The 15,908-nt window shown below is 29.0% G+C and carries 15 protein-coding genes and 1 pseudogene; 6 read left to right on the forward strand and 10 right to left on the reverse strand.

The window, feature by feature from the left end; all coding sequences use genetic code 11:
• Window positions 1-116 (forward strand): annotated as a pseudogene (locus EYW44_RS22775) (IS5/IS1182 family transposase); the annotation flags it as partial.
• A gap of 5 nt (window positions 117-121) precedes the next feature.
• Here EYW44_RS22775 and EYW44_RS06415 read toward each other — a convergent pair.
• The 5 genes from EYW44_RS06415 to EYW44_RS06435 all read right to left on the reverse strand — a co-directional run bounded on the left by EYW44_RS06415 (window position 122) and on the right by EYW44_RS06435 (window position 6,019).
• Window positions 122-1,717, reverse strand: a complete 1,596-nt coding sequence (locus EYW44_RS06415) for an asparagine synthase-related protein (protein ID WP_132722851.1) — start codon at window positions 1,715-1,717, stop codon at window positions 122-124.
• A complete protein-coding gene (locus EYW44_RS06420; protein ID WP_243643613.1) occupies window positions 1,714-2,940 on the reverse strand; it encodes a lipopolysaccharide biosynthesis protein in 1,227 nt (408 codons plus the stop codon). Before EYW44_RS06420 ends, EYW44_RS06415 begins: the two co-directional genes overlap by 4 nt.
• A gap of 183 nt (window positions 2,941-3,123) precedes the next feature.
• Window positions 3,124-4,206: a fatty acid desaturase family protein gene (locus EYW44_RS06425; protein ID WP_132722853.1), complete on the reverse strand. Its 1,083-nt coding sequence runs from the start codon at window positions 4,204-4,206 to the stop codon at window positions 3,124-3,126.
• Between the two features lie 12 nt (window positions 4,207-4,218).
• On the reverse strand, window positions 4,219-4,779 hold the full coding sequence (locus EYW44_RS06430; RefSeq protein ID WP_132722854.1) for a hypothetical protein: 561 nt from the start codon (window positions 4,777-4,779) through the stop codon (window positions 4,219-4,221).
• Window positions 4,780-4,891: 112 nt separating this feature from the next.
• Window positions 4,892-6,019: a helix-turn-helix domain-containing protein gene (locus EYW44_RS06435; protein ID WP_132722855.1), complete on the reverse strand. Its 1,128-nt coding sequence runs from the start codon at window positions 6,017-6,019 to the stop codon at window positions 4,892-4,894.
• Between the two features lie 32 nt (window positions 6,020-6,051).
• Between EYW44_RS06435 and EYW44_RS06440 the strand changes: the two genes are divergently transcribed.
• From EYW44_RS06440 to EYW44_RS06455, 4 genes are read left to right on the forward strand one after another with little or no spacing between them, the layout of a single operon-like run.
• On the forward strand, window positions 6,052-6,741 hold the full coding sequence (locus tag EYW44_RS06440) for a YjjG family noncanonical pyrimidine nucleotidase (RefSeq protein ID WP_207893757.1): 690 nt from the start codon (window positions 6,052-6,054) through the stop codon (window positions 6,739-6,741).
• Between the two features lie 35 nt (window positions 6,742-6,776).
• Window positions 6,777-7,316 (forward strand): hypothetical protein, encoded by a 540-nt coding sequence (locus EYW44_RS06445; RefSeq protein WP_132722856.1) that lies wholly within the window; start codon window positions 6,777-6,779, stop codon window positions 7,314-7,316.
• 7 nt (window positions 7,317-7,323) lie between these two features.
• Window positions 7,324-8,694 carry a DUF5723 family protein gene (locus EYW44_RS06450; RefSeq protein WP_132722857.1) on the forward strand — a complete coding sequence of 457 codons (1,371 nt, stop codon included), beginning with the start codon at window positions 7,324-7,326 and terminating at the stop codon, window positions 8,692-8,694.
• A 2-nt stretch (window positions 8,695-8,696) separates the two neighbouring features.
• Window positions 8,697-9,449: a hypothetical protein gene (locus tag EYW44_RS06455; protein WP_132722858.1), complete on the forward strand. Its 753-nt coding sequence runs from the start codon at window positions 8,697-8,699 to the stop codon at window positions 9,447-9,449.
• Here EYW44_RS06455 and EYW44_RS06460 read toward each other — a convergent pair.
• Entirely contained in the window at window positions 9,446-10,717 is a 1,272-nt protein-coding gene (locus EYW44_RS06460) for a replication-associated recombination protein A (protein WP_132722859.1), read from the reverse strand. The genes EYW44_RS06455 and EYW44_RS06460 overlap by 4 nt on opposite strands.
• Window positions 10,718-10,793: 76 nt before the next feature.
• Here EYW44_RS06460 and EYW44_RS06465 point away from each other — a divergent pair, with 76 nt between their 5' ends.
• Window positions 10,794-11,531 (forward strand): rhomboid family intramembrane serine protease, encoded by a 738-nt coding sequence (locus tag EYW44_RS06465; protein ID WP_132722860.1) that lies wholly within the window; start codon window positions 10,794-10,796, stop codon window positions 11,529-11,531.
• Between the two features lie 31 nt (window positions 11,532-11,562).
• On the opposite strand, the gene rlmB is transcribed toward EYW44_RS06465, so the two are convergent.
• The 4 genes from rlmB to EYW44_RS06485 form a co-directional block, all read right to left on the reverse strand.
• On the reverse strand, window positions 11,563-12,303 hold the full coding sequence (rlmB, locus tag EYW44_RS06470) for a 23S rRNA (guanosine(2251)-2'-O)-methyltransferase RlmB (protein ID WP_132722861.1): 741 nt from the start codon (window positions 12,301-12,303) through the stop codon (window positions 11,563-11,565).
• 79 nt (window positions 12,304-12,382) lie between these two features.
• Window positions 12,383-13,261 (reverse strand): hypothetical protein, encoded by an 879-nt coding sequence (locus EYW44_RS06475; protein WP_132722862.1) that lies wholly within the window; start codon window positions 13,259-13,261, stop codon window positions 12,383-12,385.
• Between the two features lie 34 nt (window positions 13,262-13,295).
• Window positions 13,296-14,264: a hypothetical protein gene (locus tag EYW44_RS06480; RefSeq protein ID WP_132722863.1), complete on the reverse strand. Its 969-nt coding sequence runs from the start codon at window positions 14,262-14,264 to the stop codon at window positions 13,296-13,298.
• Between the two features lie 18 nt (window positions 14,265-14,282).
• Complete coding sequence (locus tag EYW44_RS06485) at window positions 14,283-15,899, reverse strand: SusD/RagB family nutrient-binding outer membrane lipoprotein (RefSeq protein WP_132722864.1); 1,617 nt, start codon at window positions 15,897-15,899, stop codon at window positions 14,283-14,285.
• Window positions 15,900-15,908: the final 9 nt, after the last annotated feature.

The raw sequence follows: 15,908 nt of genomic DNA on the forward strand, positions 1-15,908 counted from the left end.
TTCGTTCTTTATTGAATAGATTTGACACCACAATTACTAGTTGGAAAGGCTTTAATTTCCTAGCATTTATTGTAATCGGATTAAAGAAATTTCATAAAATTGAAAAGTCAAGATGACTTCATTACTTTAATTTTTCTTTGGCAAAGTTAATATACCACTGCGTAATTATTTCGTTATAACTTTTTACAGGCTTTTTTATTTTAATTTGATTCTTTTTCATGGCTTTTACCATTTGTTGAGTAATTGGATAATAATTATTCCAATCATTTTTTTGTAAAAAATACTGTTGTATAAAATTAGGAAAAAATGGTTTGATAATATCTTTCAATTTTTGCTTGACAATTACTTTTTTAGAAGGTTGCAATTCTTTAGAAAAATGAACATTAAAAGGAATGAAATATTCATTAATTAATACATCATCAAATAAAACTTTCATCTCTTTATATGCAACAGGTATTTCTCTAAAAGTTTGTAGAAGTTCTGTATCCCAAAATGGAAAACGGTGTTGATAATTGAAAAATGTATAAAAAGAAGCAGAATTAAAAATGTACTTGGCTATTTTTTCTTTAATATCGAAATCTTCAAAAACAGAAAATGCTTGTTTCTGTTGAAAATCGTTATCAAAATTATGTAATAGGTTGCTTAACTTATTTTTAAGTTTAGGTTTTAGTTTGTTTGACGTAAAATGATTTAAAAATTTTGTTTTAAGAATTAATGAGGTGATGTTCTCAGTTTTTAAATTACTAGGAATTGTTTTTATAAATTGACTTCCTCCTAATAAATCACCAGCATATCCTGGAATAAAAACAGTATCTGAAGAAATCAGTTTTTGGTTAGTTAAGTACTTTACAGCAAAGTATTCTTGCAAACTAGGTATTGATGAATATTTACCTGCATAATGCGCATATTTTTTAAAAGAATCAGATTGTAAATAATCATTAATTAATTCATCAGTATATTCAATAAAAAACCACTTAAATCCTAGTACTTTCGCAGTTTTTTTTGAGTTTTCAATTTCAAAGCTATTTTTATTTCCATAGGTATAACAAATAACATTTTTATAATTGTACTTTTTTAAAAGTACAGCTATTAATCTGGAATCAAATCCTCCACTTAGCGGAACAGCCACAGGTTTTCCGTTTAAAGAATCGATTAAACGTTTAAATGTGTTTTCGAAAGCGTTAAAAATAGTTTCCTTTAGTTGTGTGTAGGTTTCGTTACTAGTTTGTTTGATAGCATAAGAAGTAAAGAATCCTTTTTTAATAAAGTTGTTGTTTTGAATGATTAAATATTCACTAGCTTGAACTTGATAAACATTTTTAAGTAATGTGTCTTTTCCATACGTATGATTTGAAGCTAATAATTCAACTTCAGCAAGTGTGTTAAAATCATTTATTTGTAATTGCTGTTTTAAATATGAAATATCATCAGAAAAAAATAATTCAGAATTTTTAGAACTATAAAATAAAGGGAAAGCTCTTGTAATATCAGAAGCTACAAACGTTTTGTCTTTTAATTTTATAATGAAAGTAAATACTCCGTTAGCAGTTTTTAAAAATTGAGTTAGTTCTTTTTCTGAATTTATTCTTTTTAAAAAAGAGATAGCTTGTTCGTTTTCATAAAAACAATTATTCTCATCAAAAAAGTATCCTTTAACAGAAATACTTTCATCAGAAAACCAAGAAAATCCTTTGTTGTTTTTTAAATGAAAAATCATGAGAAATTACTTTTTCTAGTTTTAGATGATATTTTTAAAAAGTATATCAAAATAAAAGTATTGAATAAAACGCCTATGGCTGAAAATAAAAATAGTGAAATTAAAACACTATTGTATACATTGTAACCAACATAGAAAGCTAAAAATCTAAATACAAATAACAGAATATCGTAGTATAAAATTGTTTTTTGTTTGTTTAATACAACAATTACAGAACTTATTGGTACGTTTAAAAAACCAACAAATAACCAAGGAATTAAAATTCTTGTATACAATCCGACATCTATCCAATTTTCCCCGAAAATAATATCGAAAAAAAAGGAAGCTATAAACAGCAAGGTAAAGAAAGCAAAACCAATTAATAAAAGCTTTTGATATGTTTTTTTAACAGTTGAATTTAAGCTTTCATTACTGTTATATTGTTTACTTATTTTATTGAAAAATACTGGGCCAATAGCTTGTTGAATAATTCCCATTGGAGCTTTGGTTATTTTAATAGCTAAACCATAAATTCCAGCATATCCCAATCCAAAATAACTAGTAATTAAATATACAGGAAGCTCATTAGATAATTGATTAGAAAAACTTAAAAGTGTGTTTAGTTTAGGAATATCTTTATGCTTTTTTGCTAAAAAAAGCATTCTCTTGTAAGAAACATATTTAAATGAACTTTTGATAGTTTTTAAAGCTGAAACTAAAAGCGTTGATAGTTGGCATAAGAAACCAATAATAATCCCAGGAACTAAACCTAAAAAATTATAAGCACTTATTCCAATTAATATTTGAAAAGCGCTCATCGTAAAAGATTTGATTACAATTCCTTTAGATATATTTTTAAATAAATTCATTCTATTATTCCAATATTCCAAAGAAACTATACAACTATACAAAAAGGAGCATAGCGGAATCAAATGAATAAAAAAGCCTAGTTTTTCTAGTTTTAAAAAAGAAATAATTTGTTTTTCAAAAACAAAAATTAGCAATGCTAAAATGATACTAATTATTGTGATATTTAAAATTGAAAAAACAAAAAGATTGATGGCATCTTTATCTCGTTTTGGAAGTAAAATAGATAACTCGTACTGTAAAGAGGTTATCGGTTTTAAAATAATAACAGAAGAAGAAAATAGTATGTAAACACCAAATAAATCCTCAGAAAATAATCGAGTTAATATTAAAGTAGCTGCATAAATAATGATTTGGCTTGCACTTGAGCCAGACATTAGGGTTAAAACATTTTTAACAAACGTACTTTTAAAAAACAATACTAATTTTTCAATCATTCAGGGAATAAAAGTAAAAAGTAATTCATGTATGAAGAAATTTTAGGTTAGAATTCTTATTGCTCAATAAAAAATACCTTGCTTATTAATAACAAGCAAGGTAAGGAAATAACTTTTTCAAATTCATGAAACAAACTTTTCTTCTTCTCCCATGAGCTTTAAATGCTTGAAATGAGAAATCATCATTTCTAACAATGTCTTTTTATGATAAGGAAATCCGTATTCATCGGAAACCTGTTCTATTAAATCATTTATTTTATCGTAATTCGTGTGGCAAATGTTTGCAAATAAGTGATGTGCGGCATGACAATTAGAACCGCCACTTAAAAAACGAGCAAACTTATTATTCGGATTCCAATCGCAACTGGTTCTTAGTTGATGAACAGCCCAAGAAGAATTTAATTCATTTTTTTCTGGTTCGTAATATTCAGCTTCATAAAAGAAATGTGTGCCTACCAGCATTACCACAAATAACAACGAAGTAAAAGCAGAAGTAGTAACGTAACTCATAATTACAAACTGTATTGAAAATTTAGAAAAAAGCATAGGAATAAGAAGCACAATACTGAAATATAAAATTTTGAATAGAAAATATCTCACATACAATTGTGTTTTAGATACTCCTTTTCGCATCCAAGCATATTCTTTAGAAAAAAGATAAATCCAATCTCCCATAAAAACAGAATGTAATAAAGCAAGCATATATACAAAAGGAGCATATAAGTGTTGATATTTATGTTTTTTGGTCCAAGGATGAGATGGTGAAAGTCTTAAAAAAGGATTTTTATCAATATCTATGTCACTACCTTCTACATTCGCGTATAAATGATGAGAGCGAATATGTCGTAATCCCCACAATAAAGGATCAATACCAACACTTAAAAAGCTAAAAAAATGCAATACTTGATTCGCGTTTTTGTTTTTAAAAGCTGTGTTATGAGAAGCATCGTGTCCTAAACTGAATCCGATAAGTAGTCCGCTCATTTGAAAAAATAAATAGAAGAACCAAAATGAAATTTGATAATGAGTTTGAATCATTAAATAATAACAAGAGTATGAGAAAAGGAACCAAAAGATTCCTTTTGCCCAAAACTCAATTCCACCGTGTTTATGCTTGTTCCCATCAAGTCTTTCATATACTTTTTTACGCAAAGAAGTGTAAAACTCTTTTTCGTACTGTATGTTTTTGAACTTTCTATTCTTCATAATAAATAGTTTTTATTTAAACTGGTACCCTAAAGAAAATCCACCTCTAAAAGCAAATTCAGGTGAATTGTCATCTAAGCCCAAATTTCTTCCACCTCCTAAAGAAAACTCAAAGGTGAAGCCTTTACTGTTTATCCATTTTTTTCCAAGGCTAAATCCTAAAGCAACGTCAAAGTAATTTATTTCTTCCATGTCTGTTAATAATAAAGGATCTATTAATCGTCTGCTATCTCCTGAAGCAAATTTTGAAAAAGCTTCTACAAAAAAGCCTTTCGCTCCAAAATCTTCTTTATTAAAAAAGTAAAATCTGTAAAAAGGTACAATTGCAAATTTTTCATAATAACCCGAGGTGTCTTTAAAATTTACAAAAGCGGAAATTCCATAACTATTACTGGTGTCGCTTACATGTTCATAAGTTGCTTCCAAAGCAGAGAAAAAAACTAAGTCTAGCGCATCAATTTTTATTTCATGGTTTTTTAATAATTGAGTTTTGTTTTCGTTTTCTTGAGAAAAGGATTGTAATTGAAAAAATAATAAGATGATGAATAATGTAAATGGTGATTTATTTTTCATTTTAGTAAGGATTAAAATTTTCTTCAAAATTAGAATCACCTTAAAAAAAGATATTCAAAAATCAGCAGAATGCTGAAAATAGGAAGGGTTTGCTGATTTTTGGACAGTGTAATTAGACGTTTTTTTCCTTGAATTGTGTAGGAGTTACGCCTGAGTGCTTTTTAAAAGCATTGTAAAATGTAGATTTAGAATTGAAACCAGATTCTAAAGCAATAGAGGTAATTGTGTATTTGTTGTAATTAGGATCTAGTAATATTTTTTTAGAAAAATCGATTCGAAAACCATTAATTAAATGATTAAAGTTTTGTGAAGTTTGCTCGTTAATGATTTTTGAAAGTTGACTATTGCTAATTTGTAATTCTTTAGATAAAGTTTCTAAACTAAGAGCACTGTCTAAATACCTTCTATTGTTAACAATGTAGTCTTTTACACGTTCAAATTTTTTAGAATAATTGGTGATTTCTTGCTCTGTGTTATTTGAATTTGCTTTTCGAATGGATTTTCTCTCTTCAACTTGTCTTAAAATAAATACAAGTTCATAACCTAACCAATAAATAAGAATGGTGGTCATTATTCTTAAAGGATAAAAGAAAATAATAAAGTCTTTAAAATTTAAGTAAAACTTAAGAGACAATGCAAATGCCCATAAAATATATGAAACACCAGCTAAAATTATAAAGTTGTTGATCCACTTTAAATTATCGTAACTTAAAATATTTAAAAATAAATTACGTTTGTATTTTATTATATGAAAGCAGTAAAAGAAAATATTTAAAGAAATAATAAAACTAATAGCCTCTTCAAAACTTGTATATTTTTCATATAAAAAATGATATTCAAAAGCTGTTTTTGTATCTTTTGTAAAATAAAAGTATGTTATCTGTAGCAAGATACTTGCAATAAAGAGTGGAAGTACAATCTTTAAAATATTTAAAAAAGTTTTTTCAATTTTTAAATAGTTAACTAAAAAAGTATAAAAAAAAGGCGCAATTAAAAAGTGCCAAGGTATTTGAATATAATTTAAAAAAGAAATTTCTTTAGCCAGTAACCAAGATTGTAAATTATTTAAGGCAATAACAATAATCATAGCATTTAAAAAAGTAATTGCTTTATTTTCTTTAGAGTTACGCTTAAAAAGAAATACCCCAAACGCAAATCCATGTATTGCACTAATAATTAAAAATAAGTTAAAAATCTCTGTAAGTTGCAATGCTAATTTATTTATAACGGCAATATACATTTTTTAACAATTATAATGCTTAATTTAGGCGAATGTTGAAAACTAAAATAAAGCACATTTTTTTTGATTTAGACCATACCTTGTGGGACTTTGATAAAAATTCAGGATTGTCTTTTAAGCAAATATTTGAAGAAAAGAATATTCACTTAAACTTAGAGGCTTTTCTTAAAATATATGAGCCAATTAATTTTAGTTATTGGAAATTATACAGAGAAGAAAAAATAACAAAAGAAAAACTAAGATATAGAAGATTAAAAGATACTTTTGAAGCACTAAATTATGAGATTAGTGATGAATTAATAGATCAAATTTCTGAGGATTATATTGAGTATTTACCAAATAATAATTTTTTAATTGAAGGAACTTTAGAAATTTTAAATTATCTAAAACCAAGTTATAAGTTACATATAATTACAAACGGATTTGAAAGAGTACAACAAGTGAAATTAGAAAAATCTAATATCAACTCTTTTTTTGATGTTGTAGTAACTTCGGATAGTGTAGGGGTAAAAAAGCCCAATGCCAAAGTGTTTGAATATGCTTTAAAAGAAGCTGGAGCAAATAAAGAAAACTCATTAATGATAGGAGATAGTTATGAAGCAGATGTTTTAGGAGCACAAGCTTTAGATATTACACCTATTTATTATAATGAAAAGAATGTGCCTGTTGAGTCAGATGTAAAAAGTATAAACTCATTGTTAGAGTTGAAAAAAATATTGTAATAGTTATCGTTTTTTAAAAGAATAAGAAGCAATTTATGAAGTTGAAAGTGAAATTTTTATTATTATTTATCCCTTTGTTATTTACAGCTTGTGTAGATAATATCGATTTTGAACAAGCTAATGATTTAAGAGCAACACCAGCCATTTCTGTATCGTTGGTAAACTCATCTGTAACTCAAGACCAGCTTGTGATATCTGGAGTTGAAATAGACTTACCGCCACAAAGAAGCGAGTTTACAATTCTTGATAATGATACAGCAAGAAATGATTTAGAACGAATTTTATTCAATTTTGAAATAAGTAATGGTTTTGATAGAGAGTTTCTACTAACATTTACTTTTTTAGATGAATCAGGTAATACAACTCACGAAATAGATTTAAACATCATTAATAATGTTAGTTCTATTTTTAATGAAGAAATAATAATTGCTAACAATAGTAATTTTTTAAATTCTAGATTTTTAGAGGTAAGTTTAACTATTTTACCAAGTTTAGACGGATCAATAATAGATGTAAACACACCTGCCACATTGATTTTTAAATCAGCAGGAACATTTTACTTTAACTTAAACTAAAAACGCCATGAAAAGATATTGTATTATTTTAATGCTATTATGTGGAGTTATTGTAACAGCTCAAAAGCAAATCTTATATGGTTTTGATAAAATACCACAAGGACTTTTAGTAAATCCAGGAGCTGAAGTAGGGTATAAGTCTCATATCGGTGTGCCAGTTTTATCAGGAATTTCAACAAATGTAAATGTATCTGGAGTAACAGTAGCAGATTTGTTTAGAAATGATAATGTAGATTTTACAACAAAGCTTACGAATGCACTAAATACATTATCAACTTCAGATTACGCTTACATAAATACTCAAATAGAAATACTTAGTGGAGGTTATCAAATTAACGAAAGAGATTATTTAAGTGCAGGTTATTATACTGAATTAGATGCTTTTTTAACTATTCCTAGAGATTTTATATCGTTGTTAAGAGATGGTAATGCAGGTTTTGTAGGTAATAGTTTTGTTTTATCAGATGTTTCTGTGAAGACAGATTTATTAAGTGTACTTCATTTTGGAATTACTAGAAAGTTTAATGAGAATTTTATTGGAGGAGTTCGATTCAAAATATATTCAGGATTATTAAATGTTACTTCTACAGGTAATGAGGGTGTTTTTACCACTGAATTAGGAACAACAGGAATCTATGAGCATTCTTTAGATGGAGTATCTTTGGAAGCAAATTCTTCTGGGTTTTACAATGAAAATAATGAGATAGATATGGATGTCGAATCAATTTTAGGAAATGCGTTTTTTGGGGCAAATTTAGGATTTGGGTTTGATATAGGATTTACATATAAACTAGATGATCAGTTTGAGTGGTCTGCAAGTTTACTAGATTTTGGTTTCATAAGTTACGCAGATAAAACTAGAAGTGGTACTGTTGAAGGAAGCTATTCATTCTCTGGATTAGAGTTTCAGTATGATAGATTGAATGCAAATTATTGGCAAGAATTAAATGATGATTTTAATGCTAATATTTTAAGAAATGAAAACACAGAATCATATTCGGTTTTACGTCCTGTTAAATTTAATACAGCTTTAAAATATGGCTTTGGAAAATCTAGAAGTGAAGAAAATTGCTCAGATATAGGCTACAATAGTTATTATGATAATGCAGTAGGTATTCATTTACATTCTGTATTTCATCCAATAGGAGGAGCTTTTGGTTTAACCGGATTTTATGAAAGAAAAATAAGTGAAAACTTTAATACAAAAGTAACTTATACGGTTGATGATTTCTCATATACAAATTTTGGAGTAGGGGTATCAGCATACTTTTGGAAGTTAAATATGTATGGAATGATAGGTAATGTATTAAAACTTTCCGATATTGCGGATGCAAATACAGCCTCTTTTCAATTAGGAATAAACGTAATATTAGACTAGAAATGAAAAAAATAATCTTTTTCTTATTTATAACAGCAACATTAACTGCTCAGAAAAGTATTCATAATTATAAATATGTAATAGTTCCAAGACAGTTTAAAAGTTTTAAGGGAGAAGATAAATATCAAATTAATTCTTTAGTAAAGTTCTTATTAAAAAAGAATAATTTCAATACTTATTTTGGAGATGAAACTTTTCCTGCTGATTTAGCTAAGAATAGATGCTTGGCTTTAACAGCTGATTTAGCTGATGATTCAGGAATGTTTACAACAAGAACAACACTGAAATTAACTGATTGTTACAATAGAGTAATATTTACTTCAAAAGTAGGAAAGAGTAAGATTAAAGATTACAAGAGAGCTTTTCATGAAGCTACTAGAAAATCTTTTGAGTCGGTAAAAGCTTTAAACTACAAGTATATTCCGTCAGAGAATGAAGAAATGAATGTTTCATCATCTGAACAAGCTCCACAAAACACTAAGTTTATTAAGAAGAGAGCAGCTGAAAAACCAATGACTACTAAAACAAAAGTTGCGTCAGCAGAAACGTTGTATGCACAACCAACAAAATTAGGTTTTCAATTGGTGGATAATAAGCCAGAGGTTGTACACAAAATATTAAAAACTCAATACCCAGATTTATTTATACTCGAAGGAGTAAACGGAATGTTTATAAAAAAACAACCTGGTATCTGGGAAGCTCAATATTATGAGAATGGAATGTTATTAATTAAAACTTACAGCGTTAAGTTTTAATAGTTATATTTATTTTTCCAACGATTTTTCATAACATCTCTAAAAGCATTTTCTCTATTATTATTACCAGGTTCATATAATTTTGTTCCTGATATTTCTTCTGGTAAAAACTCTTGTTCTACAAAATTGTTAGCATAGTCATGAGAGTATTTATATTCTGCACCATAATTAAGGTCTTTCATTAATTTTGTAGGAGCATTTCTTAAATGAAGAGGAACAGATAAATCACCAGTGTTTTTTACTAGAGATTGTGCATTTCCAATGGCTAAATATGAAGCATTACTTTTTGGTGAGTTAGCAAGGTATACTGCGCACTGACTAAGAATAATTCTAGATTCAGGATAACCAATAACAGAAACTGCTTGGAATGTGTTATTAGCTAAAATTAAAGCAGTAGGATTTGCATTGCCTATATCTTCAGAAGCTGAAATAAGTAACCTTCTGGCAATAAACTTTACATCTTCACCACCTTCAATCATTCTAGCTAACCAATAAACAGCAGCGTTAGGATCACTTCCTCTAATAGATTTTATAAAAGCAGAAACAATATCATAATGTTGTTCGCCTGTTTTGTCATAACGAGCTGTGTTCTTCTGAATTTTTTGTAAAACTAAGTCATTGGTGATCTCAATAGTTTCTTCAGCACCTACCAAAAGTTCAAAAATATTTAGCAATTTTCGAGCATCGCCACCACAAACTTGTAGTAAAGCATCGGTTTCTTTTAAGTTTATTTCTTTATTAGATAGAATTTCGTCTTCATTAATAGCTCTATTTAAAAGAGCAATCATGTCATTTTTATCGAAGGCATTTAAAATATAAACTTGACAACGAGAGAGTAGGGCGGGTATTACTTCAAAACTAGGATTTTCTGTAGTAGCACCAATTAATGTGACCCATCCTCGCTCAACAGCGCCTAATAGCGAGTCTTGTTGAGATTTACTAAAACGATGAATTTCATCGATAAATAAAATAGGATTTTTCTGAGTAAACAATCCATTACTTTTTTTAGCTTTTTCAATAACTTCTCTTACATCTTTTACACCTGAACTAATAGCACTCAATGTATAAAATGGACGCTTTGATTCATTAGCTATAATATTTGCTAAAGTAGTTTTACCAATACCTGGAGGTCCCCAAAGAATCAAAGAAGGTATAATTCCTTGTTTAATATGATTCGTTAAAATACCATTTTCACCAACTAAATGTTGTTGACTAATATAATCACTTAAAGATTTTGGACGTATTCTTTCTGCCAAAGGTGCATTCATAAAGTAAAAGTAATAAAGATTTATGACAGAAATGTCACTATTTTTAAATTGGATATCTTTTTGATGTGTTTAACACATGGAAACTAAAGATGAATTACAATATCACAATTCCGTTTTAACAATACCTATTGTAGCAATTTTTATTATATGGTTTGTGTATTGGTTAGAGATTAAGTTTGGTTTAAACTTTAATAAATGGGGAGTTTACCCAAGAACTCTTTTAGGTTTTAGAGGGGTTTTTACAACTCATTTTATACATAGCAACACTCAACACCTATTTAATAATTCAGTGCCTTTATTCGTCTTGTTAATGGGGTTATATTATTTTTATAATAAGGTAGCAAGTAAGGTGCTAATATATGGAGCTTTATTAACAGGATTAATAACTTGGTTTATAGGTAGAGATTCTTATCATATAGGGGCAAGTGGTGTTGTGTATCTTCTTTTTAGTTTTATCTTTTTTAGTGGTGTTGTAAAAAAGCATTACAGACTTATAGCAACATCATTAGTAGCTATTTTTTTATACGGAAGTATGATATGGTATATCTTCCCAGTGAAAGAAGGTATTTCATGGGAAGGTCATCTTTCTGGTTTTTTTATAGGATTTATATTTGCTATTGTTTACCGAAATCAGGGCATTACTAAAGAGAAATATAAATTCTCTAAAACAGATTTCGATGATATGTTCGACGAACACGGAAATTATATTCCGCCTACTTTTGAAGAAGAAGATATCGAGGAAAATAATATCATAGAATCAACAACAACTATAAACTATAAATACATTTATAAAGAGAAAGATTCAGAAGAATAGTTATACAAAATAATAAAGACTTCTATTCTTGTTAGTTTCTTTGTCTAATAGTTTCGTATAAGAAAGCTCCACAAGCAACAGAAACATTAAGAGATTGAATCTCTCCAAGTAAAGGTAATTTAGCCTTATAATCTACCATTTTAAGAACAGAGTTACTTACACCTTTATGTTCAGAACCCATAATAATAGCTACAGGTTGATTTAAGTTTGTGTCAAATAAAGAGTCGTCTGTTTTTTCAGTTGCAGCTACTAATTTAATTTCTGAAGCCTGTAATTGAAAAATGGCATCTTTGATATGATCTACTTTACAAATAGGAACTTTAAAAGCAGCACCAGCAGATGTTTTGATGGTTTCGGCATTTACAGGAGCACTACCACTTTTTTGTATAATTATAGCATCTACACCAGTACATTCAGCAGTACGAATAATAGCACCAAAATTACGAACATCAGATAATTGGTCTAAAACAATAAATAAAGGTGTTTTGTTTTTATTTTCCAATGTATTTTCAATGATAATCTCCAGATCATGAAATTCAACTGGAGAAATTTTTGCAACAGCTCCCTGATGATTATTGTGCTTTGAAAGACGGTTTAATTTTTCAACAGGAACAACACTAACTGATATTTTATTTTTTTTAATTAGTTTTTCTAATTCAAAAAATAAATCACCACGTAACCCTTTTTGCAAGTATATTTTTTCTATTGAAGATTTACTTTCTATCGCTTCAATAATAGCTCTTATACCAAATATTGTTGTTGTTTGTTCCATACTGCAAATGTAGGAGAATTTATCGCATAAAAAAACCACCTTTAAAAAAGGTGGTTTTAAATTTATAAACAAAAGTTTATTATAAAGCCGTAAAAGTATAGTCTGAACCAGCTTTAGCTAAAATAGCTACAGGAATTCTAGCTCCTTCAGAGGCAGAACCTGCTGGAAGTACTCCTTCATAAGTTATTCTTCCTCCATTAGGCTGAACCATATGTAATGTGTATGGAATATCATCAACAGTTGGATTAGGTAAATTATAAATTCTTAAATAGAATACATAATTACCATCAGCTTCAGAATTTTCGATTAAAGCGTCTTCAAATCTGTCAAATGTAGCTGAACCAGCCGCAACAAAAGTAAAAGCTTCATCAATTAATTGAATATCTAAGTCATTTACAGTTGGATTAGCCCAATCTAATAAAAAACCAAAACCTTCATCATCAGCATCAAGTAATCTTGTAATGTAATCTACTGCTATTTCGTTTGAAGATATTTTAATGTTATCTTCATCAGAAATTTCATATGTAATCTCATCATCTTCACCTTCAACTTCAGTTACAATTTCATCAACAATGTTAATACCTTCAATTCTAGCAGTAACGAATCCTACTTTACTAGTTTCATAAGTACCATTGCTTCCTCCTAAAGTATAAGCAGGCATTTCAATAATACCAGTAGCAATAGTTTCTCCAGGATTTAATATAACTTGAGAATATTCTATTATGTTTTCTTGAGAAGTTGCTGATACAGTAACACGTACATGTTTTTGGTATGAACTAGCTATAGATACTGTAAAATTAGCTGCTGCTCCAGGAGCAAAAAATTGATCGTCAAATGTTAAAGTACCTTCAACACTTGTTTTATCATCTAATATAATAGGTGTTCTATCATCATCAGTACATGAAGTAAATATACTAGCGAATGTAAATAAAATGATAGAATAAAATATATTTTTCATTTTGTTTGTGTTTTAATTAATTAGGGTTTTAGTCCTATTTTTTTGTTAATCTTAGAGTAACATTAGCCGTTGTACCACTACATCCACTAGCACTAAAGTCTTCTAGTACAGTAATAGTAATTTCATCATCATCATCAAAAGTACCATCAGCATATGGAGTTGTACCACCACTACTTAAAAAGATAGTACCACCACAACCTAAGAAAGTATTTTGTCCATTAGTTGGAAAAGCCTCACCACATAAGAATGTTATTTCAAATGGCATAGCACTTTGACCAATACCTAAATCTAAAAGATATACAAGATCCATTGTTCTTTGATATACATTCTTAGCTTCAATCTCTACTTCAACAGGAGCAGCACCAAAGATAGGTCCGAAAGAACCTGCAGCAGAAATTAATTCAACTTCATAAGTTCCTGTAAAATAACTGTTAGGCATTGGACAAGCAATAATGTAATCAAATGTCATAGCATCCTTGTAAGAAGGCTCATTTAATAAGTTACCTTCTGTATTACCTAAACCAATAGTTCCATTGTCTTCATCAAATGAAGGCTGGATACTATAAAATTTAGTACCATCATTTCTTGTAGTAACAGCAGTGAACTGGAAAAAGTCACCAGCTCCAAAAGTAGAAATATCTACACCAAAAGCATCAGCTAAATCTTGACTTGTAAAGCTTAATTGACTTGGAAATGATGTAACTGTTCTAAAGTTTTCAACAGTAAAGGTTTCACCTAAACTTGTAATAGTAGCAGTAACAGATAAGTCATATTGAGATACATTACCTGCAGGGTCAATTAAGTTAGCGTTAATTGAAACACTCTGTGCTTCTTCTGGTTTAAAAGATGTTGGAGGCACTTCTTCAAAAGTTACAAAGGCTCCATTTTCTAAATGAAAAGTAACAGGGTTCTTAAATTTGCTTTCATCTGTACAAGAATTGTTAACCACCATTATTAGTGATAAGCAAATTATATATATAGATTTTTTTAATATTTTTTTCATGATATAATTTCGTTATTATTATTCAATAAAATCAGCAGGATTTGTATCCCAGAAAACTTTAGTTGTTCTTGTGATTTGTTGAAGGTTTGGATTATCATTAGAATTTAATTCTTGTTCAGGAATTAAGAAATTTCTTGGGAAATCTGTATTCGTAATTACAGATCCACCTAAGTTAGGGTACCCAGTTCTTCTGTAAGCGTTGTATGCTTCAGTACTGTTACCCCAAGAAGCTAAATAAAACTCTTTGATAATAATTTCCAATCTTGCAGCATCACTAGTAGCAGCATTATATCTAGCAACTACTTCATTAACATATGTATCTACAGCAGCAGCAGCCATTGGTACACCTGCGAAACCACCTACTTTAGCAAATGATTTTCTCATACCACTTTCAAGTAAAGCTACAGACGAACCAGTAGTTCCTAAACCAGCAACACCTGGTAACGCAGCTTCAGCTAATAGAAAATCAACAAAAGAAGAAGTTAAAATAGGGAATATACCAGCTCCACCTAAATTTTGATTTTGAGAATCAATAGTAGCGAAATTATTCATACCTGTATCGAAAGATCCACCAGCAGGATAAACACCAAAAGTACTTCTTAAGTTTCCGTCATTAGGTATACCTTCAGTATCAGCATGGTCTCTTCCCCAGTATGCATCTCCAATATAACAAAAGTTATAATCAGAATCACCTTCACAAGGTAAAATTTGATTACCAGGAGTATTTACAGGATCATCAAGTGTTTGTCTGTATATGTAATATTTCATTCTAGGATCTTCGTCAGCCTTATCATTTAATAAAATATTCATAAACTCATTACTCATGTAGATATTTCCAGCACCAGTATCATATGCTAAAACAAAATCAGGATGTCTAGCATCTGGATTATCATTGTTAGAGTTAAATCTAGCGATAAAATCATCTTCTTCAGCACTAATGTAATTTCCACTAGCTACTATAGCATTCACATCAGCAGTAGCATTAGCATTGTTTGTTAACTTAGTTTGAACATACATTCTTAATTTAAGAGTGTTCGCCAACTTAATCCATTTACTAGTATCTCCGTTGTAATATAAATCTTCAAACGGAATTTGATTTGTCTGACTTAAGTTAACGATAGCTTCATCAATTCTAGTGTAAATAGCATTATAGATGTCTACACCATCATCAAAATTTGGAGCGTCTATTTCTGGGTTATTAGCTTCACTGAAAGGAGCTGTACCAATATAGTCAACAAGATTAATAAAAGCATATGCTTCCAGAACTTGAGCAACACCAACATGGTTGGCTAAAGCAGCAGTTTGATTTAATTGTTCTAACAATTCCTTATTCGCAGAAATTGAATACGTATTTGACCATGCACCATTTAAAGCTCCAGGAGGTGTATTAGCAGCATACGTATCAAACATGTTTACATGTCTCACAAGTGGTCTAGAGTTATTATGTAGTCCATAACTTTGACTAGTGAATGAAATTTGAATACCGTTTAATATCAAGCTTGGGTCTGCTTGACTAGGTGATAGAGCATTTGGATTTACATTTATATCCAATTCAGTAGTTTCACATGATGTCAATAGTAAAAAGAAACAACCTATGACTAGTGAAAAATATTTTAAATTATTGTATTTACTCATGATGTTTTT

The sequence above is a fragment of the Tenacibaculum sp. M341 genome, assembly GCF_004337695.1.
GTDB lineage: Bacteria > Bacteroidota > Bacteroidia > Flavobacteriales > Flavobacteriaceae > Polaribacter.

What these genes read in the sequence shown, in the direction of transcription:
- rlmB (WP_132722861.1), bottom strand. Translation starts at nt 12,303, where the DNA reads ATGGAACAAACAACAACAATATTTGGTATAAGAGCTATTATTGAAGCG.
- EYW44_RS06425 (WP_132722853.1), bottom strand. Translation starts at nt 4,206, where the DNA reads ATGAAGAATAGAAAGTTCAAAAACATACAGTACGAAAAAGAGTTTTAC.
- EYW44_RS06465 (WP_132722860.1), top strand. Translation starts at nt 10,794, where the DNA reads ATGGAAACTAAAGATGAATTACAATATCACAATTCCGTTTTAACAATA.
- EYW44_RS06440 (WP_207893757.1), top strand. Translation starts at nt 6,052, where the DNA reads ATGTTGAAAACTAAAATAAAGCACATTTTTTTTGATTTAGACCATACC.
- EYW44_RS06420 (WP_243643613.1), bottom strand. Translation starts at nt 2,940, where the DNA reads ATGTCTGGCTCAAGTGCAAGCCAAATCATTATTTATGCAGCTACTTTA.
- EYW44_RS06430 (WP_132722854.1), bottom strand. Translation starts at nt 4,779, where the DNA reads ATGAAAAATAAATCACCATTTACATTATTCATCATCTTATTATTTTTT.
- EYW44_RS06455 (WP_132722858.1), top strand. Translation starts at nt 8,697, where the DNA reads ATGAAAAAAATAATCTTTTTCTTATTTATAACAGCAACATTAACTGCT.
- EYW44_RS06450 (WP_132722857.1), top strand. Translation starts at nt 7,324, where the DNA reads ATGAAAAGATATTGTATTATTTTAATGCTATTATGTGGAGTTATTGTA.
- EYW44_RS06415 (WP_132722851.1), bottom strand. Translation starts at nt 1,717, where the DNA reads ATGATTTTTCATTTAAAAAACAACAAAGGATTTTCTTGGTTTTCTGAT.
- EYW44_RS06485 (WP_132722864.1), bottom strand. Translation starts at nt 15,899, where the DNA reads ATGAGTAAATACAATAATTTAAAATATTTTTCACTAGTCATAGGTTGT.
- EYW44_RS06445 (WP_132722856.1), top strand. Translation starts at nt 6,777, where the DNA reads ATGAAGTTGAAAGTGAAATTTTTATTATTATTTATCCCTTTGTTATTT.
- EYW44_RS06460 (WP_132722859.1), bottom strand. Translation starts at nt 10,717, where the DNA reads ATGAATGCACCTTTGGCAGAAAGAATACGTCCAAAATCTTTAAGTGAT.
- EYW44_RS06480 (WP_132722863.1), bottom strand. Translation starts at nt 14,264, where the DNA reads ATGAAAAAAATATTAAAAAAATCTATATATATAATTTGCTTATCACTA.
- EYW44_RS06435 (WP_132722855.1), bottom strand. Translation starts at nt 6,019, where the DNA reads ATGTATATTGCCGTTATAAATAAATTAGCATTGCAACTTACAGAGATT.
- EYW44_RS06475 (WP_132722862.1), bottom strand. Translation starts at nt 13,261, where the DNA reads ATGAAAAATATATTTTATTCTATCATTTTATTTACATTCGCTAGTATA.